The organism is Vibrio sp. CUB2, from assembly GCF_001557945.1.
GTDB classification, from domain to species: Bacteria; Pseudomonadota; Gammaproteobacteria; order Enterobacterales; family Vibrionaceae; genus Vibrio; species Vibrio owensii.
This window is the reverse complement of sequence record NZ_LNRB01000009.1, coordinates 128723-149952: the sequence shown is the minus strand read 5'-3', so window position 1 is coordinate 149952 and position 21230 is coordinate 128723. Positions and strand designations below refer to the sequence as shown.

The following is a 21230-nucleotide window of genomic DNA, read 5'->3' as shown; positions in this document are numbered from 1 at the left end:
TATGAATATTGCCATTATTACAGCTTGTCCAAGTGGTGTTGCGAACAGCATCATTGCGGCAGGTCTACTAGAACAAGCAGAAGCGATCGTAATTGCGGCTAACACTCCAGTTGATACTTCTCGTTTCGTAGGTAAAAAAGTCTACCAAGCAGATATCAGCACCGTAGCGAAAGACGCATCCGCTTTCTTACAAACTGCGGTTGAAAGTGCAGCAACGCTAGAGCAAGCAACCACTGTAACGGCACAAGTAGCAGCACCAGCAGAAAGCGCATCGGCAACTAAGAAGATTGTTGCTATCACAGCATGTCCAACCGGCGTGGCACACACCTTCATGGCAGCAGAAGCGCTAGAAGAGGAAGGCAAACGTCGTGGTCACCAAATCAAAGTGGAAACGCGTGGCTCAGTAGGTGCGAAAAACCAACTGACTGACCAAGAAATCGCAGACGCAGATTTGGTCATCATCGCAGCAGACATCGAAGTACCTCTTGACCGCTTCAACGGCAAGAAGATGTACCGCACTAAAACAGGTCCAGCGCTGAAGAAAACAGCGGAAGAAATGGACAAAGCGTTTGAACAAGCAAGCGTATACCAACACTCTGGTTCTTCTAGCGCATCATCAGCGACAGAAGAGAAGAAAGGCGCGTACAAACACTTAATGACCGGTGTATCTCACATGCTTCCAGTTGTGGTAGCCGGTGGTTTGATCATCGCCCTATCCTTCGTATTTGGTATCGAAGCGTTTAAAGAAGAAGGTACACTAGCAGCAGCGCTAATGAACATCGGTGGTGGCTCTGCATTCGCATTGATGATTCCAGTTCTTGCTGGTTACATCGCGTTCTCAATTGCTGACCGTCCGGGTCTGGCTCCGGGTCTAGTTGGCGGTATGCTAGCAAGCTCAACTGGCGCAGGTTTCCTTGGTGGTATCGCAGCAGGTTTCATTGCAGGTTACGCTGCTAAGTTCCTTGCGGACAAAGTAAAACTTCCACAATCAATGGAAGCGCTTAAACCTATCCTTATCATCCCGTTCGTGGCGACATTGTTCACGGGCCTTGTGATGATTTACATCGTGGGTGGTCCAGTATCTGGCATCATGAGCGGCCTAACTGATTTCCTAAACAACATGGGTTCAGATAGCGCGGTTCTACTAGGTATTATCCTTGGCGCGATGATGTGTTTCGACCTTGGTGGTCCCGTAAACAAAGCCGCTTACGCATTCGGTGTAGGTCTATTGGCTTCACAAACTTACGCACCAATGGCTGCAATCATGGCAGCAGGTATGACACCGGCACTAGGTATGGGTCTTGCGACGTTCATTGCTAAGAACAAGTTCGAGCAAAGTGAGCGTGAAGCAGGTAAAGCATCATTCGTTCTTGGTCTGTGCTTTATCTCTGAAGGTGCAATCCCATTCGCAGCGAAAGATCCAATGCGTGTAATCCCATCATGTATGGCGGGTGGCGCACTAACAGGTGCTCTATCTATGCTGTTCGGTGCAAAACTGATGGCACCACACGGTGGTTTGTTCGTACTGCTTATCCCTAACGCAATCTCACCAGTGCTAATGTACTTGGTAGCAATCGCAGCGGGTACAGCGGTAACAGGTTTCACTTACGCGTTCCTAAAGAACAAAGCAGAAGCGAAACAAGAAGCAGCTGCTTAATCGTGACTAACTCGCTTAGATGGTTCTAAGCAACGATTAACAATGCCTCCCTCGATTTGGCATTCGACACCTCCCTCTAGCCTCGGCATTGGGAGGTGTTTTTTATTGAGCGATAAGCGGAATCTAATCGGCGCTAAATCCGATAGCAGATAAAGTTACTCTCTTCTGTTTCGCTCTGATTGAAAAAGAACAGTTGTTCGTCTTCCACTTTGTAGATGAAGTCTGTTTTTGTGCCCACGTATGAGTTCATGTCTCTTACGAAAACCTCACTCTCCGTTGGCTGTTCATTCCAACTGACTTTCTGATAATCCACTATCAGCGCATGCCCATCTACTTGATACTTGCCGTTGTAAACCAGTTCATATTCTTTGCTTTCGCCCTTTTTCGTTAGCAAGGAGCCTTTCTGGAAAATGTACATGTCTCTATCCGAGCTAAACACCACGACAGAACGGTCACTGATGTGTTCATAACGTCGGTAACCCCTAGTAATAAAGTCTTCTTCAAACGTTGCACACGCCCAACGCGAGCCGGTGATTTCATCGGATTGGAAATACTTTTGGTGAACAACCACGCCCACCAGTCCTGTTGCCAACGCAATATTGAAAACGATGAGTTTGTTTATCTGCATATTGCATCCGCCCTGCTCATGCTCTCTAAGACCGTTTCTTTCAAGGTGTCGATATCGAGAGAAAACTTAATGTAATTGACGTTCTTATTGCTGTTCTTGGCGAAAGCGAATGCACGCAAAATATGCGCTCCTTCTTGATAAGCAGATTCAGACACGCGCAAATACACGATGGCCGGACACACTGGAAACACTTCATCATTGAGGCTCTTTGCCAAAGCAGAAAGGTCTAACTCGTCATGATTTTGGTCGTAAAAGTAGAAGTCCGTTTCAGACACAGAAAAGTGTTGGTAATCCGAATCATCAAGAAAATCAGGATGTGGCACAAACGGACGAAAATAAAGCACAGAGAAAATCGCGAATAACAGAAAGGCTGTCATCAGTATCGGAGTTAAGCTAAATGCCTTGTCTCGCGATTCAGCTTCTTGCTTGGACTCTTCTTTGACTTGAGGCTCAACATCATCAATTTCGAGCGTTTGAAGTTCCGGTATCTCAACTTTCTGTTTGATGGGTTTCACATCCGCATCAACTTCCAGTAAATAACCAATTTTACTCACCGTTTTAATCTGTACGCCTTCTGCGTTCAACTGAGCCAGTTTCTTTCTTAAACCGGAAATAACATTGGTCAAAGCTTGATCGGTCACGACTGAGCCATCCCAACAGGTTTCGAACAGCACCTCACGAGTCACATGCACGCCCTGCTTTTCTATCAGCAAGTTCAATACTTGGTATGGCAGCGGTCTTAGGGGAACATCATCGCCGTCTGAATTGGACAGTTTTCTTGTCGTCGGATCGAGGATTAGATTGGCGAAATAGATTCTATGCATACAGGCTCACTACTTTCTCAACTCCTTGAATTATAGGTTAGGTTTCTCAAACCACTCGAAAAACCAAATCAACCTCATCACACCAGCATAAAGCGTCCAGTTTGGACGTAATCAAGGATTCAAACATCGATTTCTTGTTATGCATACCTTCCAGTCACACAAAAAACACACAATTACCTAAGTGACTAAATCAATGGGAATTATTTGGTTTTTGTTTGCTTTTTGTTTAGTTTTTCAGCGCCTCATTTAGATAATGAACACCGTTTTAAATATAACAAGACAGACAGTCATACAGAGGTAACTATGAAAAACACAATCATCCTTTTATCCGCTCTTTTTAGCGTTTGTGCTCAAGCAAATGGTTCACAAGATGTCTCAGGTTTTTATCTTGGGGGCGGTGTGGGTAACAACACGTTTAGTGACGATAACCCGTTTACAAAAGTGGATGACAACGGTACCGCGTTCAAAATCATTGGTGGTTATCAGTTCAATCGTATCGTTGCCGTTGAAGCGCAGTACACCAATTATGGTGATTTTAAGATCGTAGATACCGCTTATGATTTAGGTGCGAGCAACGTCTCGGTAACGGCAAATATTGGTTACTCATTCAATAATGGCCTGCGCCCTTTTGCAACTTTTGGTTTGGGTTATATGTCTGTTGATATTCCGACGACAGACAATGAAGATGACTTATCCCTGCGTATCGGGGCAGGTCTGGAATACACGCCAATTCAATTTGAGAACATCACCTTTCGCGCGGCGTATGAAATGGATCATTTCACAGTAAAACCGAAAAGTTCAAGTCTGGATACAGACGTACAGATTGGCTCTTTCTATGCGGGCGCTACCTATAAGTTCTAAACTGGCTAGGTTCTAAAGCAACCTAAGCTCTAAAAACAATAGAAATAAAAGCAAACACATAGAAACCATAAAGGGCGAACTCTTATAATAGGTGTTCGCCCTTTTCTTGTTTAAGTTAGCAGTGTTTAAACCGACAATTTATTGCATTGGTTCAGATTCGATATCCACATCACCGCTGCTCAAATTCACCGTTGCATTGTACACGCTGTGCGGGTCGCCATGATGCTTAAAGGTAAAGTGATAAACGTTCGCTGGCGTCCAGATCTCTTTATCATCGACAGGCAGAATGTCGTAACCGTCTTGTTGGTAAAGCTCGGTTGCCATCACATACGCGATTGCTGTTTGCACTTGGGTGTTATGGTCGTATTTTGGCTCGACAGATGGGTTGCTTGGGTAAGAGTCACCATTAAAGCTCATCTGGCGGTATGCGCCATTGCACCACACGACAAAATCTTGCCAACCGTTGCTGTAGCTGTCGATAAGTGCAATCGGCGTTCTGGTTACTGACATGCGGCTAAGCACTTTACCGCTGTTATCGAATATGTACCCAGTACAGCCACCACTGCCGCAGAAGAAACGATCTTGGAACAACACAAAGTGTTCTGCCATACCGTCACTGTTTAAGTCAGCAGAACCCACTTGGTAGTTGATCTTGTCGTTTGCTAAAGAAAGCCCTTCTGGGTTCAGAATGCTTTGGTCAATCCAAGTTGCGATTGTTGCTGCATCGGCACTTTTTACTTCCACAGGCGCTTCTGTCGCCTTGGTATTTGAAGAAACGCCGTCCGTGGTAGAACAGCCAATAAGCGTTAGAGAACCTAACAGGAAGAGTCCGTGTAATCCGCGATTGTTCATTTGCGTTTGCTCTTTTAATGATGATGTGTACTTAGTATACGCATGATTAATCAATCGCTTGTAAGAAAATCATAAAAATCAGTTAGGTGTACACGAAACCACCAGCCCTTCTTGTCCACCTCCATCTTCTTCCCGCATCTAGATTCTCGCCTCCATTATTTTCTCCCTCTCGCTTCTCGTATCTCAATTCTCTCGGATCAAAAAAGCCCTGAGGAATACCCTCAGGGCTTGGCAGGAATCTGACAATAAATAAAGCCAGGAAGTCCCTTATGCAGTGGTTGGTTTGATCTTAAACAGAATTGCAAACATGACTGGTACAACAATCAGAGTCAAAACGGTAGCAAAACCAAGGCCTGCCATAATCGTAATTGCCATTGAGCCGAAGAACGCATCAAACACCAATGGAATCATACCTAGGATGGTGGTCAGCGCCGCCATACTTACTGGTCGAACGCGGCTAATCGCACTGTCGATAATCGCTAAGTAAGGATCCTTACCTGATGCTAGCTCTAGGTTAATCTGGTCTAGAAGCACGATACCGTTCTTCAAGATCATACCGCTCAAGCTCAATAGACCAAGGAATGCGGTAAAGCTAAATGGCATATTTGTCGTCAGAAGACCAAACGCCACACCGATGATAGACAGCGGTACTGTGAACCAAATAACCAATGGCTTCTTCAATGAGTTAAACAGCAGCATCGTAATGATGAACATCAACAAGTAACCCATTGGTAACGAGCCAAACAGACCTTCTTGTGCATCTTTCGATGATTCGTACTCACCACCCCACGTGATTTCGTAACCTTCTGGAATATGCAGTGCCATCACTTTTGGTTGAACACGAGCAAATAAACTTGCTGCAGTGTCATCACTCAATACATCGTGGTCGGCCAGCACCGTTAGAGTACGTTTACGGTCACGACGCTGAATCAGTGGCTCATCCCAATCCAGTTTCACGCCATCAATCACTTGATCAACTGGAATGTAGCTTTGTAGCGATGGACTCCAGATGTTCACGTTTTGCAGTGATTCAAAATCCACACGTTCCGCTTCTGGCAAACGCGTCATGATAGGCAGAATGTGCGTACCATCGCGAAGGAAGCCAAGTGTGCTACCACCAAACGCCATTTGCAGTGTGCTTGAAAGATCTTCTTTCGAGATACCCAAGCGACGTGCTTTAGATTCGTTGAATACAGGTACTAGCTCTTTAGTGCGCTCACGCCAGTCGTGACGGATGTTACGAGCACCCGGGTCAGTATGAAGAATATCTTCTACTTGTACCGCAAGCTCACGTAGCACTTGTGGATCAGGGCCAGTAATACGCGCTTCAATCTTAGACGCTGGTGACGGGCCGAATTCCATCAACTTGAACTGGAACGTTGGCTTGTCGAACGTCTTCGCTAGGTTGTCGTCCAGCTTGTGCAGCAGCTCAAACATGTTCTCACGGTCTGTAGTACGAACTTGGAACTGTGCGTAGGCTTCGTAACTCTTCTCTGGTTGGTAAGTCAGAGCAAAACGCTGCAAACCTTGACCAATCGACGCTGAAACAAAATCAATGTTGTCTTGAGTACGAATGTAGCTTTCTACTTCTTCCGCTTTCTTGATGGTCTCGCGAATGTCAGTGCCTTCTGGCATCCACATATCAACGTAGAACATCGGCGTGTTTGACGGCGGGAAGAACTGTTGCTTCACACTACCAAACGCAACCACAGCACCAACTAACAGCGCGACCATGCCCGCTACTGTTAACCAACGGAAACGAAGCGCAAGTTTAAGAGACGCACCAAACGCGACGAACAACCAACCTTTGTACGGGTCTTCGTCTTCTGCATCTGCGTTCTTGTCTTCTTCTTTCAATAGAAGATCGGCTAGGAATGGCGTTAGCGTAATCGCCGTAATCCAGCTTAAGAATAGCGAGAAACACAGGACCCAGAACAGAGAGCCCATGAACTCACCAGTCGCATCTTGTGACAGACCGATAGGCGCAAACGCGGTAATAGCAATGACTGTCGCACCAAGCAGCGGCCACTGAGTTTGTTTCACAATGTCTGTTGCGGCTTGAACTTTGGTTCGCCCTTTCTTAAGGCCAACCAATATCCCCTCGACCACCACGATGGCGTTGTCCACCAGCATACCGAGTGCAATGATCAGTGCACCAAGTGAGATACGGTGCAGCTCAATGTTGTTGTAGTTCATCAAGATGAAGGTACCGAATACCGTCAACAACAAAACCAAACCGATGATCACACCACTGCGTAAACCCATGGTGAACAGCAGTACGATGATTACGATAGCCACCGCTTCTGCCAAACTAATAACAAACGCTTTTACTGAATCGTCAACTTCTTGCGATTGGTTGTAGAAGTAGTTCATATCGATACCAGCTGGCTTGATGGTTTCAAGGCTTGCGAGTTCGGCTTCAATACGTTGACCAACTTCTACTACGTTCACGCCAGACGCAAACGAAATTCCGATGTTGATTGCTTTTTTACCGTTGTACAGCAGCACATTGCCCGGCTTTTCTTGAATGCCACGACTGATGGTTGCAACGTCTTTCAAGCGAATCAGGTTACCCGTATCGCGACCATGAATAATCAGGTTTTCTAGTGCTTCAACCGTGTTTAACGTACCGCTTGGGCGAATAATGAGACTCTCGCCGTTTACCATTACCTCACCTGCCGAAACCACATTGTTCTGTTGGTTCAGTAAGCCAGAGATTACATTCATGTCGAGGTTCAGAGCCGCCAAGCGATCCAAGGAAATCTCAACAAACAGCATCTCTTGTTGGTCGCCAGCGATGTCAACTTTACCCACACCATCGATCAGTTCGAGTTCACGCGTAAGCTGGTCTGCGTAACGTTTCAGTTCTACGTAATCGTAGTCGTCACCCGTTAGCATCAGCATTACACCGTACACGTCACCAAAGTCATCAATGATTTGCAGAGATTGAACGCCTTGCGGCAAAGTTGGTTGCAGATCGTTGATTTTACGGCGCATTTCATCCCAGATTTGCGGCAATTCATCCGGACCGTAAGCCATCTTCATGCTCACCATAATCTGTGACATACCACTTGAGGACGTCGACGTAATCTTATCGATATAAGGCAGCTTACGAATCTCTTTCTCAAGTTGATACGTCAGCTCTTCTTCTACTTCTTTAGAAGTCGCACCAGGATAAGTCGCAATCACCATCGCATCTTTGATGGTAAATGCAGGGTCTTCCAATCGACCAAGTTCTAGGAACGACGTCACACCGCCGATCGCTAGAATAACGATGAACAGCCAGCTGATGACTTTGTTCTTAATTGAGTATTCAGCAATGCTCATTATTGTTGTTTCTCCACCACATCCACATGCTTACCTTCGCGAAGTTTGCGTAAGCTGGAATTCACTAATACATCGCCTTGAGCAACACCTGATGACACAATCGCACCTTCGCCATTAACTTGGTCGATGGTTACTTCCACCTTAGTGACGGCGTCACCATTCAATTTCCAAACGAAAAACTCACCATCTTGATTGCCCGCTTGTAATGCAGTCATTGGGATGTTGTACCCATCAATGGAAGTAATACCTGCTGCCACCATGTCTACTGCAACGCTTACGCTGGTACCCGGCAGAATCTCTTCCTCAGGTTGTGGCATGGTTAAATACATTTGGTAAGTTTGCGTTTGAGCATTTGGCTCACTGGTGTGCTCCAAATAATCCAACGCATAAGATTTCGCGTCACCCGAGAACGTAGCTTGAGGCTGGTAGCTCATGCTTTGTGTATTTGGGTTTACCATCGCAAGCACGTTGTCTGACAGCTCGATACGAACGTAAACTTTGTCGCTTTGGTACAGGTTGAGAACCGGCTCACCAATCGCAACACGCTCAAAACGTTCTTTGAATACATCCGAAACCTTACCCGCAAACGGAGCAAATAAACGTGTGTAGTTCAATTGGTTTGTCGCGTTATAGAAGTTTGCTTCCGCCAGCTCTTTATTTGCTGTTAGCTCATCCAATTCCGCTTTAGAAATCATTTGGCGGTTATGCAGCTCTTCACCACGTTTAAGCTGACGAATCGCAAGCGTGTATTGTGCTTCTGCATCGTTTACTGCTTGCTTCTCTTTGCTGTCGTCTAGCTTGGCGATCATCTGGCCTTCTTTAACCGTGTCACCCGCTTTAACTAGCACATGCTGAACTTCGCCTGCGCGACGGAATGCAATTGGCGTTTGTTCCGCAGGCACGACTTGGCCTTTGAATGTGCGGTATTGGCTTTTTACTGGTACATCGACAGCAACCGTAGAAACATACAAAGGTTGCTCTGCGGTCACTTCGTCTGTGCTGTTACAACCGGTGAGTACCGCCAGTGCGATAGCCGATACTGTGAATAATGAACGTTTCATTAAATACCTTCCTCACGAACCCAAGCTTTCACGACTTGGCCTTCCACTAGGCGTTCAACACCTGCAATAACAACGTAATCATTCTTGTCTAGACCCGACTCCACAGCACCGTTCGCATTCAGTGACAATGTCACTTTATTCACTTGCTGCGTATCGCTGTCCATTACCCAAACCTCACCATGAGCGGCGTCTTTCGACACCCAAGCCGCATTTGGCAACATCATCGCGTTCGATACGTTTTGCTTCGCAATGTGTACTTGGCCTGTCATGCCCGTTAGCAAGTTACGATCAGAAGGACGAGTAATCGTCACGATCGCTTCGTAGCTGTTGGTATCGGCATTGGGTTGAGTAGAGATCTCTTTGAATTTGCCTTGGATACGGTTGTTTGGTTCGCTGTCCATCGTCACCCACATCTCTGCGTCTTTAAGTGAGTTCAATGACACCGCTTCGGCGTAAGTCACGGGCAAAGTAAACGACACATCCAAAGTGGTGTTGTCGATTAGGTTTAGGATTTCTTGCTTAGCAGCAACGACTTGGTATGGCTTCACGTAGGTATAAGACACGACACCATCAAACGGCGCATGAATCTCTGTGTAGCTCAAATCGGTTTTCGCTTGCTCTAAGTTTGCCAGTGCCGCTTTGTATTGCGTTTCTTGTTGGTCGTAACTGTCTGTACTGATCAGCTTCTTGTTGTACAAACTTTTCGAGCGTTCCCATTGGGTTTTCGCTAATGCGTACTGCGCTTGTGATGCATCAAGAGCTAACTGCAAGTCTTTTGGGTCTAGCGTTGCAAGTACATCGCCCTGCTTCACCTCTTCACCCATTCTCACGATCAACTTCTCAATTTCGCCACCTACCTGAAATGAAAGTTGGGCTCTGTACGTTGCATCTATTCGTGCAAGGAATGCATCGGAATCAGCAACAGTCAGATCATTAACAGCAAGTAATTTTACAGGTTTGATTAATGGCTCAGACGGTTCTGATATGGCTTTGTTACACCCTGTCAGCATCGTGGCGAGGCTCAATGCCACCGCTGCTCCGACAAATGTGCGCTTTAAGTATTGTTTTCGCACTGGCTTTCTCCATCGACTTTATATTTACTACACAGGTGTGCAGTATATGTATAACGAAAAAATGATCAACATATTTTCCACGTGGATAATAAAATAATTAGGCAAACTGTCCGGTTTCTGGTAAAAATAGGCGCGTTGATTAATATTCGGGAAAATTCGAACTATGACAGAAAGAAAGCAAGGCCGTAGAAGTGCTGAAGCCGCTGAGCAAACTAAGTGCCTGATTCTAAGAGTCGCGGCAGATATGTTCTGTGAGTTAGGGTACGAACGTGTCTCGCTTCGAAACATCAGTGAGAAAGCTGGTGTGTCCCATAGTTTGATTCGCCACCACTTCGGTAGCAAAGAGAAGATCTGGCAAGCCGTCAGCGATGGCATGGACGAATTCATGCAAAGCTACATGGCGCAGTTGGTAAGCGAAATGCCAGCGAATACGCCATCGAATCAAAAAATCTACCTGTTCATGGTAAGAATGCTGGCGTTTGCACTCGTTAACCCGCACCCAGTTCAAATGATTGCCGATGCGATTCGCCAAGGCGACGATGCATTATTGCAATACTTCTTAAGATCTAAAGATGAGTTCGCGGCGATCTTTACCGACCTATTTGCTGACTACAACGTAGAATACCCAGAGCATCGCATTGACCAATGGGAATCAAAGTGGCAAATGCTGGTGTTTGCACATGGTGCGATTAGCCTAGCGCCTATGATGCAAGAGACGTGGCCAGAAGATGCAGACAATCGCGAGAAAATGCTAATCAACCACTGGGAATTGTTCAACACCATCATGGCAAGCCAGTTTAGCGTGAACAAAGAAGACATGATTCACCCAAGCAAGCTGAGTGAAGTTGTGATTGAAATGTGTTGCCCTATCGAAGAACTCACTGCATAAGTTGAGCTTTCAAAAGAACATAAAAAATGCCGAGCAATGTGCTCGGCATTTTTGTTTGTGTTTATCATTTCAGAGAGGAAACGGAATGGAACCTACTTCATAGTAGCCTATTCCTAACCGCGACACTGTAGCTATACAGCGCGTGGGATGTAGATTCCTAGTCTCGCTTTGGCTCGCTGGAATGACGATCTTTAATTAACCACGGTAGTAGCGTTGTGGTACGAACGGCATTTTTTCTACCGTCATTGGTAGCATCTTGCCACGTACTTCTGCAAACAGCTCTGTACCGATAGCCGCTAGATCTGCGCGTACGTAACCCATTGATACTGGCTTGCCTGCGTTAGGGCCTGCTGTACCACTTGTTACCACACCAATCTTGTTACCGTCTGCGTCGAACAGCTCAGCACCTTCACGAACTGGCGCTTTGGTTTGACCAACCAAGCCAATACGCTTACGTGCAACGTCTTTCGTTTCGATTTGCTTAAGGATGATATCTGCACCAGGGAAGCCACCTGCACGCTCGCCATCAGCGCGACGTACTTTTTGGATGCCCCATAGTAGGCTTGCTTCAACCGGCGTTGTTGTTGTGTCTAGGTCATGACCGTACAGACACAGACCACATTCAAGACGAAGTGAGTCACGCGCACCAAGGCCAATCCACTCTACTTCTTCTTCACCTGTGAGTTTACGAGCAAGCTCATCTGCTTTGTCCGCAGGAACAGAGATTTCGTAACCGTCTTCGCCTGTGTAACCACTGCGAGAAACAATGCACTCAACGCCTAGTAACTCAACTTTGCCAACATCCATAAACAGCATCTCTGCTACTTCTGGTGCGAAACGCGCTAGTACTTCTGCCGCTTTAGGACCTTGAATCGCAAGTAGTGCGCGATCATCAATAATCTCTAGCTCAATGCCAGAAGGAAGATGCGCCTGAAGGTGTGCAATGTCTTGCTCTTTACATGCTGCGTTCACAACAACAAACAGGTGATCGCCAAGGTTAGCCACCATCAAGTCGTCCATAATGCCGCCCTGCTCATTAGTAAAGAAAGCATAACGCTGCTTGCCCGCACCTAGGTCAACAATATCAACCGGAACCAGTGTCTCTAAGAACGCTGCTGCGCCATCACCAATCAAACGAAGTTGACCCATGTGAGAAACATCGAACAGACCTGCTGCATCACGAGTGTGTAAGTGTTCTTTCTTTACGCCTAGTGGGTATTGAACTGGCATGTCGTAACCCGCGAACGGGACCATCTTTGCGCCTACTTCAACATGAAGTGCATGCAGTGGTGTTTTCAGAAGTTCTTGAGTCATTTTCGTCTCCATTTAGATAGACCCGAGAATGCTGTCGGCATTCGCTTGAATAATGTTTCCAATAATAAACACGCTTGATTCAATTTTGCACGAACAAGACATCGCTCGACTTTCAAAAGTGTGACTTTTAACATTTTAATCACAACAAAACGCACAAAAAAGGCGCTCTGTTGAGTGAGATATCATCAACAGAGCGCCATCATAACGCATTCAAAACCGATAGCAAACGTTTGCTTTCACTATAGGAAATTTACAACTATTTATCACTATTTGGCAGTCACCCACAAAATGTGCGCATCTTCCTCACTCACACTGGTCAACATATGACCCATATTCGCATCGTAATACACACTGTCGCCTTCGCTTAATACAACAGGCTCATAGAACTCAGAATAAAACATCACCTCACCTGATAAGATGAGCAAAAACTCTTCCCCATCATGGCGAACCCAGTCTTTGTATTCGTCAAAACTACGGGCACGAATTTGGCTCTTAAAAGGCATCATTTTCTTATTGGAAAGTTGAGTCGCCAACAGCTCGTGTTCGTAGGTTTGGGTTGGGTGTGGTTTACCCTCTTTTTTCTTGGTCACATCCCTGCGCCCTGTCGCTACCTTTTTTCTAGGTGGTTCAAACAGTTGCGGCATATCAATTTGTAAGCCATGCGCTAATTTTTGCATCGCTTGAAACGTTGGAGAAATCTGTTCGTTCTCGATCTTACTTAGCGTGGAACGCGCAAGGCCAGTTCGTTGGCTCGCCTCTTCTAACGTAATACCAAGTTTAGAGCGGATATCTTTTATGCGCTGACCGAGCTTAAGCGGTTCAATATTTTGGTCTTGCTGCTCTTTCGCCAACGTCATTGACGGGTATTCATCGTAAATACTTTCTGCCATAAATCCCTCTGTAAATATCCTTTATTCCTTCCTATTAGCATTGTGCATGAAGCCTATAGTGGATAAAAGTCCACCGAGTTAATTAAAGCGTGCTCTTGTTAACAAAACCAGAAATCTCGTTTCCTATAGGAAATTTTTGGTTGATTGTTCGTGCCGCAAGCGCTATGTTACCAACTTGTTAGATGTAGAGATGCACATTTCCGTAAGAGATTGGACAAGAGAAACCACAATCCGACGGAGTTTTGCCCACTTATTCGGGCCGAAAGTTCACTCTGTTCTGCTATGCAGTTCAGCTGTTTTGAGGACAAATGAGCCACCATCGCAATCAAACAACTATTTCTACTGCGGGTTCATTTTCAGATTTGGAAGGTCAACTACCATGAACAAGAGTTACCCTAACCACAGCTTGGAAAACTTTTTCTCTACCAACCTCTCTGCGACAGATGACGCTGTCTTTGCTGGAATTCAGGCAGAATTCGCTCGCCAAAACGAACAAATCGAACTTATCGCTTCTGAGAACATCGTTTCTAAAGCGGTAATGCAAGCTCAAGGCACATGCCTAACAAACAAATACGCTGAAGGTTACCCAGGTCGCCGTTACTATGGTGGTTGTGAGCACGTAGATACAGTGGAAGCCATTGCTATCGAACGCGCAAAAAAACTTTTCAATTGTGAATACGCAAACGTTCAACCACACTCAGGCGCACAAGCAAACGGCGCAGTAAAATTGGCACTACTTCAGCCTGGCGACACCATTCTTGGTATGTCTCTTGACGCAGGTGGCCACCTAACACACGGTGCTCGTCCTGCACTTTCTGGTAAATGGTTTAACGCAGTTCAATACGGCGTGGACCGCGAAACACTAGAAATCAACTACGAAGACGTTCGCCAACTGGCACTTGAGCACCAACCTAAAATGATCATCGCAGGTGGTAGTGCTATTCCACGTACTATCGACTTTGCAAAATTCCGTGAAATCGCAGATGAAGTAAATGCGATTCTTATGGTCGACATGGCACACATTGCCGGTCTTATCGCGACAGGCGCGCACCCTAGCCCGCTTCCTCACGCACACGTTGTTACAACCACAACGCACAAAACATTGCGTGGCCCACGTGGCGGTATGATTCTGACCAACCACGAAGACATCATTAAGAAAATCAACTCAGCGGTATTCCCAGGTCTACAAGGCGGCCCACTGATGCACGTGATTGCTTCTAAAGCAGTGGCGTTCGGTGAGGCGCTTGGTCCTGAATTCAAAACTTATATTGATTCAGTGATCAACAACGCAAAAGTTCTGGCGGAAGTATTGCAAACTCGCGGTTGCGACATCGTAACCGGTGGTACAGACACGCACTTAATGCTTGTTGACCTTCGCCCTAAAGGCTTGAAAGGTAACAAAGCAGAAGAAGCACTAGAGCGTGCAGGTATCACGTGTAACAAAAATGGCATCCCATTCGACACAGAGAAGCCTATGATTACATCGGGCATCCGTTTAGGAACGCCTGCGGGTACAAGCCGCGGCTTTGGCGCTGAAGAATTCAAACTCATCGGTAATTGGATTGGTGACGTACTGGACGGTTTGGTGAACAACCCTGAAGGTGACGCAGAAGTAGAAAAACGCGTACGCAAGCAAGTGAAAGAGCTTTGCAGTCGTTACCCTCTTTACCAATAAAAGATTTATTAAATCAGAAACTATCCTGACAAGTTATTTGGAGATTAAGCAATGGACAAAACACTGAAGTTTACAGATAGCCACGAGTGGGTACGTGACAACGGTGACGGCACAGTAACTATCGGTATTTCAGAGCACGCTCAAGAGATGCTAGGTGACGTAGTTTTCGTTGACCTACCAGACGTGGAAGATGAAGTCGAAGCGGGCGAAAGCTTTTCTTTGGTTGAGTCAGTAAAAGCCGCTTCAGACATCTACTCACCAATCACTGGCGAAGTAGTTGAAATCAACGAAGAGCTAGAAGACAGCCCAGAGCTAATCAACGAAGAACCATACGAAGGTGGTTGGATTGTGAAAGTGAAGCTTTCAAACCCATCTGAGTTGGATGACTTAAAAGATGCGGAAGAATACCTAAGCTCTATCGAAGAAGAGTAATTAGGATGAGACGAAAGCTGTCCCCTAGCATAACGATTAGTGGACAGCTTTTTTTCTAGGTTCGGACGTATAATTTAATTTATCAGTAACGCAAATCCGTTACCCGAGCCAAGGAGTAGGTAAAGGACAATGACTGAATTACTTCAAAGCCTCAGCACACAAAACGAGTTCGTTGCTCGCCACAATGGACCAAACAAATCTGACCAACAGAAAATGTTGGAAGCGATCAACGCAGTTAGCCTAGATTCGCTTATCGACGAAACCGTACCAGCACAAATTCGCCTAGAGCAGCCAATGAGCTTGGCAGAAGCGAAAAGCGAAGCAGACATGCTGGCAGCAATGCGTGAGTTCGCCGATCAGAACCAAGTTAAACGTACATTCATTGGTCAGGGTTACTACAACACCTTCACGCCAAACGTAATCCTACGTAACGTGATGGAAAACCCGGGCTGGTACACCGCTTACACCCCTTACCAACCAGAGATCTCACAAGGTCGTCTAGAAGCACTTCTAAACTACCAACAAATGGTGATGGATCTTACTGGTATGGAAATCGCGAACGCGTCATTGCTCGATGAAGCAACGGCAGCGGCAGAAGCGATGACACTTTGTAAGCGTGCGGGTAAGAGCAAGAGTAACGTATTCTTCGTTGCTGACGACGTTCACCCACAAACCATCGAAGTAGTAAAAACTCGTGCGAAATTCATCGGCTTTGAAGTCCTAGTTGGTTCTCTAGAATCACTACCAGAGCAAGACGTATTCGGCGCGCTAGTTCAATACCCAGGCACAACGGGTGAAGTTCGTGACCTAACGGACATCATCGCAAAAGCACAGGCGAACAAAACGCTAGTAACCGTAGCGACTGACCTATTGGCTTCTGCCCTACTAAAACCTGCAGGTGAAATGGGCGCAGACGTAGCAATCGGCTCAGCACAACGTTTCGGCGTTCCTATGGGTTACGGCGGTCCACACGCAGCCTTCATGGCAACACGTGACAAGCACAAGCGTACTATGCCGGGTCGTGTTATCGGTGTTTCTATCGATACCAACGGCAACCAAGCACTGCGCATGGCAATGCAAACCCGTGAGCAGCACATCCGTCGTGAAAAAGCGACATCCAACATCTGTACCGCTCAAGCTCTACTAGCGAACATGGCGTCTTTCTACGCGGTTTACCACGGCGCAGAAGGTCTACGCACGATTGCTCGTCGTACGCACCACATGACCGCTATCCTAGCTGCTGGCCTAACGAAAGGCGGCTTCGAGCTTGCTCACAACAGCTTCTTCGACACCATCACCATCAATACTGGTGCGCAAACTGAAGACCTATACGCGAAAGCACTAGCAGCAGACATCAACCTACGTAAGTTGGGTACTCAGCTAGGTGTAAGCTTCGACGAAACCACAACCGTGGCAGACGTAGAATCCCTATTCGCAGTATTCGGTGTAAAAGAAGAAGTCGCAGCCCTATCAACGGAAATTGCTGGCAACGAGTTTGCAGCGATTCCAGAAGCACTGCGCCGCACAACAGAATATCTAACGCACCCTGTGTTTAACACGCACCACAGCGAAACACAGATGATGCGCTACCTAAAACAGCTAGAGAACAAAGACTTCTCACTAACGCACGGCATGATCCCACTGGGCAGCTGTACGATGAAGCTGAACGCAGCAGCAGAGATGATTCCAGTAACATGGCCTGAGTTTGGTTCGATCCACCCGTTCGCACCAGCAGAACAAGCGGCCGGTTACGCATCACTAGCAAAAGATCTGAAAGAGAAGCTATGTGAAATCACAGGCTACGACGCATTCTCACTGCAACCAAACTCTGGTGCATCTGGTGAGTACGCAGGTCTTATCGCGATTCAACGCTACCACGAAAGCCGTGGCGAAGGTCACCGCAACGTATGTTTGATCCCAAGCTCTGCGCACGGTACTAACCCTGCGACAGCGTCTATGGTGTCAATGAAAGTGGTTGTGGTTAAGTGTGATGAAGAAGGCAACATCGACGTCACTGACCTAGCAGCGAAAATCGAGAAGCACAAAGACAACCTATCAAGCATCATGATCACTTACCCTTCTACGCACGGCGTATACGAAGAGCAAGTGAAAGAAGTGTGTGAAATGGTTCATGCCGCGGGCGGTCAGGTTTACCTAGACGGCGCAAACATGAACGCACAGGTTGGTCTAACAACGCCGGGCTTTATCGGCTCAGACGTTTCTCACCTGAACCTACACAAAACCTTCTGTATCCCACACGGTGGTGGCGGTCCGGGAATGGGTCCTATCGGTGTGAAATCGCACCTAGCGCCTTTCCTACCGGGTCACATTGAAAACGGTGCAGACGGCGAAAACTTCGCAGTATCCGCAGCAGATATGGGTAGCGCGTCTATCCTGCCTATCTCTTGGGCTTACATCGCAATGATGGGCGAAGCTGGCCTAACAGACGCAACAAAAGTAGCGATTCTGAACGCGAACTACGTGATGGAGCAATTACGCCCTCACTACCCTGTTCTTTACCGTGGCTCAAACGGCCGTGTAGCGCACGAATGTATTATCGACATTCGTCCACTAAAAGAAGAAACAGGCATCAGCGAAGAAGACATCGCGAAGCGTCTAATGGACTACGGTTTCCACGCACCAACCATGTCGTTCCCTGTAGCAGGCACGCTAATGGTTGAGCCAACAGAATCGGAAGACCTAGAAGAGCTAGACCGCTTCTGTGATGCGATGATCGCAATCCGCGAAGAGATGACGAAGGTTAAGAACGGTGAATGGCCGCTAGATAACAACCCGCTTGTTAATGCGCCACACACTCAAGTTGACCTAGCGAAAGATGAATGGGATCGCCCTTACTCTCGTGAGCTTGGCTGCTTCCCTTCTAAAGCAACCAAATCTTGGAAGTACTGGCCAACAGTAAACCGCGTAGATAACGTATACGGCGACCGTAACCTAATCTGCTCGTGCCCAAGCATCGATAACTACGAAGATTAATTTTTGTAGATGATCACAGATAACCAAGTTGGAAACTGTGATAACCGAGTTGGAAACCGATAATTAAGTTGGAAACTAACTTGAATAACAAAAGGCGAACCATTTGGTTCGCCTTTTTCTAAATTACGCATAAAGCCTTGCATTGTAGCACTCTAGCAGACTCTAGTTTAGCAACGGGTCTCCGATAGTTAAGCTCAGAAAGATGTTGAAAGCTTAAACCACAAGATACATGTTTTCGATCGTGCTAGCTGTCAATAAATTGGAGGAAATTGTCCCTAAAAAAGGAAACTTGAATATTTCTAATCAATTGAAAATAAATGACTTTTAAGTTTAGAAAGTTCCTTCAAACTGTCTCTTACGTAGTCATTATCTGGCTCAACCTGCAAAATGTAACTTCCACGCCCTATCACCTCATCTAAATACAGTGGCTTTAAGGGCTTGATACTACCATCGAACTGACTCTTTCCACTTTTAATCAAGTAGTAGCTTTCTTGACGATACGCTCGTCTCATTTTTTTGGGGACACGGAGAGAACTGTCTCCAACTAGTAGACCAGTAACAACCTTTCTCTGATTCGGTTTCAATAAACGAACCTTATCTTCATTTATAGGTAATCCAAATCCCTCTATATTAGCTTTGATTTCATTCTGTACATCATCAGATATAGAATTTCCCGAAAAGGTAAGATCATCCGCATAACGTGTGTAAGTTAGCGAATATTTTTCAGAAATATTTTGAAGTGCGTCATCCAACTCTTTCAAGATAATGTTGCTCAATATCGGGCTTGTACAAGCTCCTTGTGGCAGTCTTCCATTATAGGTACAAAGATTTGAAAGAACAGAAGCTACATTATTAGAATATCCGCAGTTAAGATAAACCCGTTTAACTTGTAGAGTTTTGATATTATAAAAGAAATTTCTAATATCTAACTTCAAAAGCTCTCGGGCACCAATATGCGCACGAGCGTTTCTAATATTAGATCGTCCTTCCGTATATGCATATGCATTATCACTAATCGTTAAACCATCTAATATGTTTTCTTTAAGCCAAGATTGGACATACGCTAGCTTTGGATATGGGGAGCAAATTTCTCGAAAGCCTTCTCGCTTCTTAGGTATTTGAAAATTACGATAAAAGAATGGTGGCATACCCGACATACGACTTAGTAGACTGAGTTCGATACCGAGTAATTTGGAAAGGTGCTCAATCTCGAATATTACTGGAAGATTCGATTTCAAGAGGCGGTCAGCATATGCAGCAAGTAAAGTTGCTTGCTTTTCGGAAACGTCGTTGGTACAGAGGAACTCAAACCACTTTTTGTATTCTGGACTCAAATCTTGCTCCAAGAAGTAGGTAGCTACTCAGTATCACGAAAGTCTTTTAAATATTTAATAGAACGTAGTGAGGTTAAAAAAACCCTTAACGACATAGGCGAATCACCCATGGGAGCTTAGCTCCAACGCTAATACTGAGTAGCTAATGGATATATTAAGCGAAAATCACTATTCGTCAACAAATAGTTGCTCGTCTAATCGTTCAAGGTTAGGCCTAACTAACGCATTTATTTCTAAAGATTTTCTCTTGTATTCATCAATAATATCTTGTTCTAAATTCAGCGACCGATGGCGAATATTTCGATACAGATAGACCAATTGTTTTTTCGTTATCTGGGGTGATAATTTAAAACTATACCCACTCAGTTCAAGGACACCAGCATCAGACAATGTGTTTACAACCTCTTTCGCTTGACTAAAAGAGAAACGATATAGTTGGTTTAACTCAAAGAGGTCATGATCTTTGCCATCAGCTACAAGCTTTATTAACGATGAGACGTTCGATTTGCTGACCATTTGCTACAACCTATAGAAGAGTGTGTTACGGAATTTATCTTTACCTTTGGGGGCTAACCAAAATATTGGAAATACATTATTCGCGCAGTTCGTATGCTGAACTTGATAGAGAGCTTCAGACTTATTGAAACCCAAACTGCACGTGCCTGTAAACTTCTCCCAACTATATATTTCTTCTAAGGTTTTTTCCATTTGCAACATGAGTGCTTTCTCTTCAGCTTTTTGCTCTGGACTAATTTGTTGCTCAGAAATTCCCTTTTTGACAAGAACGGGGCAAACAACTTCATTGTTCAACTTCTGCTCTATATATCTAACACCGAACTCCATGCCTGCAAGAGCGAATATATGGATCTTTGGTAAACTAACCTTTCTCTGAACCAAGTTTTTAGAAAACTCATTCACTTTCTTTACCATAGTTCCCCCAGAACCAATAAAATCATCAAAAATAACCACATTTTCATAAACCTTATTAGTTAACTTTTGATAACTAGACTCAAGAGAGGCAACCAAAGACTGCTCACTCCATGTTCTATGCTGGGCTAAGTAAAACTTAAAAAAGTACTGCCATGCTTTAGACCCATCAGATTCTGATTCTCTTGCTGTGGCAATTATGAGAGTTTTCTTGGGATCTAGCTTTAGCTCTTCAATTTTCGTCACCAATCGAGCTATATCATTGATTCTATCCGAAATTTGGTAGTGTTCTACCCTCTTCAGAAGGGTAAGTATCAATGCACGCTCTGACTCATCCTCGAACTCATTAAGTAAAGTAGTCAAACCTGCGTCATAGCACTCACTCTGAAGCCATTCGACCTCTTCTTTGTATTTATCGATGAGATAAAAGTCATCGGAATTCTGTGCCTTGGGTTGATAAAGGGTCATACAATTTATCTGTTAATAACGTTA

General features: G+C 45.5%; 17 protein-coding genes. 6 read left to right on the top strand and 11 right to left on the bottom strand.

Going from position 1 to position 21230, the window contains the following annotated elements; translation table 11 throughout:
- Position 1 precedes the first annotated feature (1 nt).
- Positions 2-1657: a PTS fructose transporter subunit IIBC gene (fruA, locus tag ATB78_RS16135; RefSeq protein ID WP_061009222.1), complete on the top strand. Its 1656-nt coding sequence runs from the start codon at positions 2-4 to the stop codon at positions 1655-1657.
- A gap of 133 nt (positions 1658-1790) precedes the next feature.
- Here fruA and ATB78_RS16130 read toward each other — a convergent pair whose 3' ends face one another.
- Entirely contained in the window at positions 1791-2285 is a 495-nt protein-coding gene (locus ATB78_RS16130; RefSeq protein ID WP_061009221.1) for a hypothetical protein, read from the bottom strand.
- On the bottom strand, positions 2276-3109 hold the full coding sequence (locus ATB78_RS16125; RefSeq protein WP_061009220.1) for a winged helix-turn-helix domain-containing protein: 834 nt from the start codon (positions 3107-3109) through the stop codon (positions 2276-2278). Before ATB78_RS16125 ends, ATB78_RS16130 begins: the two co-directional genes overlap by 10 nt.
- A 303-nt stretch (positions 3110-3412) precedes the next feature.
- Here ATB78_RS16125 and ATB78_RS16120 point away from each other — a divergent pair, with 303 nt between their 5' ends.
- Positions 3413-3970 carry a porin family protein gene (locus ATB78_RS16120; RefSeq protein WP_061009219.1) on the top strand — a complete coding sequence of 186 codons (558 nt, stop codon included), beginning with the start codon at positions 3413-3415 and terminating at the stop codon, positions 3968-3970.
- 138 nt (positions 3971-4108) lie between these two features.
- Here ATB78_RS16120 and ATB78_RS16115 read toward each other — a convergent pair whose 3' ends face one another.
- The 4 genes from ATB78_RS16115 to ATB78_RS16100 all read right to left on the bottom strand — a co-directional run bounded on the left by ATB78_RS16115 (position 4109) and on the right by ATB78_RS16100 (position 10283).
- Entirely contained in the window at positions 4109-4822 is a 714-nt protein-coding gene (locus ATB78_RS16115) for a hypothetical protein (protein ID WP_061009218.1), read from the bottom strand.
- Between the two features lie 267 nt (positions 4823-5089).
- Positions 5090-8149, bottom strand: a complete 3060-nt coding sequence (locus tag ATB78_RS16110; protein ID WP_061009217.1) for an efflux RND transporter permease subunit — start codon at positions 8147-8149, stop codon at positions 5090-5092.
- Positions 8149-9210, bottom strand: a complete 1062-nt coding sequence (locus ATB78_RS16105) for an efflux RND transporter periplasmic adaptor subunit (protein WP_005441949.1) — start codon at positions 9208-9210, stop codon at positions 8149-8151. The genes ATB78_RS16110 and ATB78_RS16105 overlap by 1 nt, the downstream gene beginning before the upstream one ends.
- Complete coding sequence (locus tag ATB78_RS16100; protein ID WP_061009216.1) at positions 9210-10283, bottom strand: efflux RND transporter periplasmic adaptor subunit; 1074 nt, start codon at positions 10281-10283, stop codon at positions 9210-9212. The genes ATB78_RS16105 and ATB78_RS16100 overlap by 1 nt, the downstream gene beginning before the upstream one ends.
- Before the next feature lie 163 nt (positions 10284-10446).
- Here ATB78_RS16100 and ATB78_RS16095 point away from each other — a divergent pair, with 163 nt between their 5' ends.
- Positions 10447-11172, top strand: a complete 726-nt coding sequence (locus tag ATB78_RS16095; RefSeq protein ID WP_005441953.1) for a TetR/AcrR family transcriptional regulator — start codon at positions 10447-10449, stop codon at positions 11170-11172.
- A gap of 195 nt (positions 11173-11367) precedes the next feature.
- On the opposite strand, the gene gcvT is transcribed toward ATB78_RS16095, so the two are convergent.
- Entirely contained in the window at positions 11368-12486 is a 1119-nt protein-coding gene (gene gcvT, locus ATB78_RS16090; RefSeq protein ID WP_061009215.1) for a glycine cleavage system aminomethyltransferase GcvT, read from the bottom strand.
- A 266-nt stretch (positions 12487-12752) separates the two neighbouring features.
- Positions 12753-13376 carry an XRE family transcriptional regulator gene (locus ATB78_RS16085; protein WP_005431308.1) on the bottom strand — a complete coding sequence of 208 codons (624 nt, stop codon included), beginning with the start codon at positions 13374-13376 and terminating at the stop codon, positions 12753-12755.
- Between the two features lie 379 nt (positions 13377-13755).
- Here ATB78_RS16085 and ATB78_RS16080 point away from each other — a divergent pair, with 379 nt between their 5' ends.
- The 3 genes from ATB78_RS16080 to gcvP all read left to right on the top strand — a co-directional run bounded on the left by ATB78_RS16080 (position 13756) and on the right by gcvP (position 18477).
- A complete protein-coding gene (locus ATB78_RS16080; protein ID WP_005451650.1) occupies positions 13756-15051 on the top strand; it encodes a serine hydroxymethyltransferase in 1296 nt (431 codons plus the stop codon).
- A gap of 51 nt (positions 15052-15102) precedes the next feature.
- Positions 15103-15483, top strand: a complete 381-nt coding sequence (gene gcvH, locus ATB78_RS16075) for a glycine cleavage system protein GcvH (RefSeq protein WP_005451648.1) — start codon at positions 15103-15105, stop codon at positions 15481-15483.
- 129 nt (positions 15484-15612) lie between these two features.
- Complete coding sequence (gene gcvP / locus ATB78_RS16070; protein WP_061009214.1) at positions 15613-18477, top strand: aminomethyl-transferring glycine dehydrogenase; 2865 nt, start codon at positions 15613-15615, stop codon at positions 18475-18477.
- A gap of 299 nt (positions 18478-18776) precedes the next feature.
- On the opposite strand, the gene ATB78_RS16065 is transcribed toward gcvP, so the two are convergent.
- The 3 genes from ATB78_RS16065 to ATB78_RS16055 form a co-directional block, all read right to left on the bottom strand.
- The gene (locus ATB78_RS16065; RefSeq protein WP_061009213.1) at positions 18777-19811 is read right to left on the bottom strand and encodes a reverse transcriptase family protein; all 1035 of its coding nucleotides are present in this window, start codon (positions 19809-19811) and stop codon (positions 18777-18779) included.
- 168 nt (positions 19812-19979) lie between these two features.
- Positions 19980-20327, bottom strand: coding sequence for a hypothetical protein (locus ATB78_RS16060; protein WP_061009212.1), 348 nt, complete (start codon positions 20325-20327; stop codon positions 19980-19982).
- Between the two features lie 3 nt (positions 20328-20330).
- The gene (locus ATB78_RS16055; RefSeq protein ID WP_061009211.1) at positions 20331-21206 is read right to left on the bottom strand and encodes a hypothetical protein; all 876 of its coding nucleotides are present in this window, start codon (positions 21204-21206) and stop codon (positions 20331-20333) included.
- Between the last annotated feature and the right edge of the window lie 24 nt (positions 21207-21230).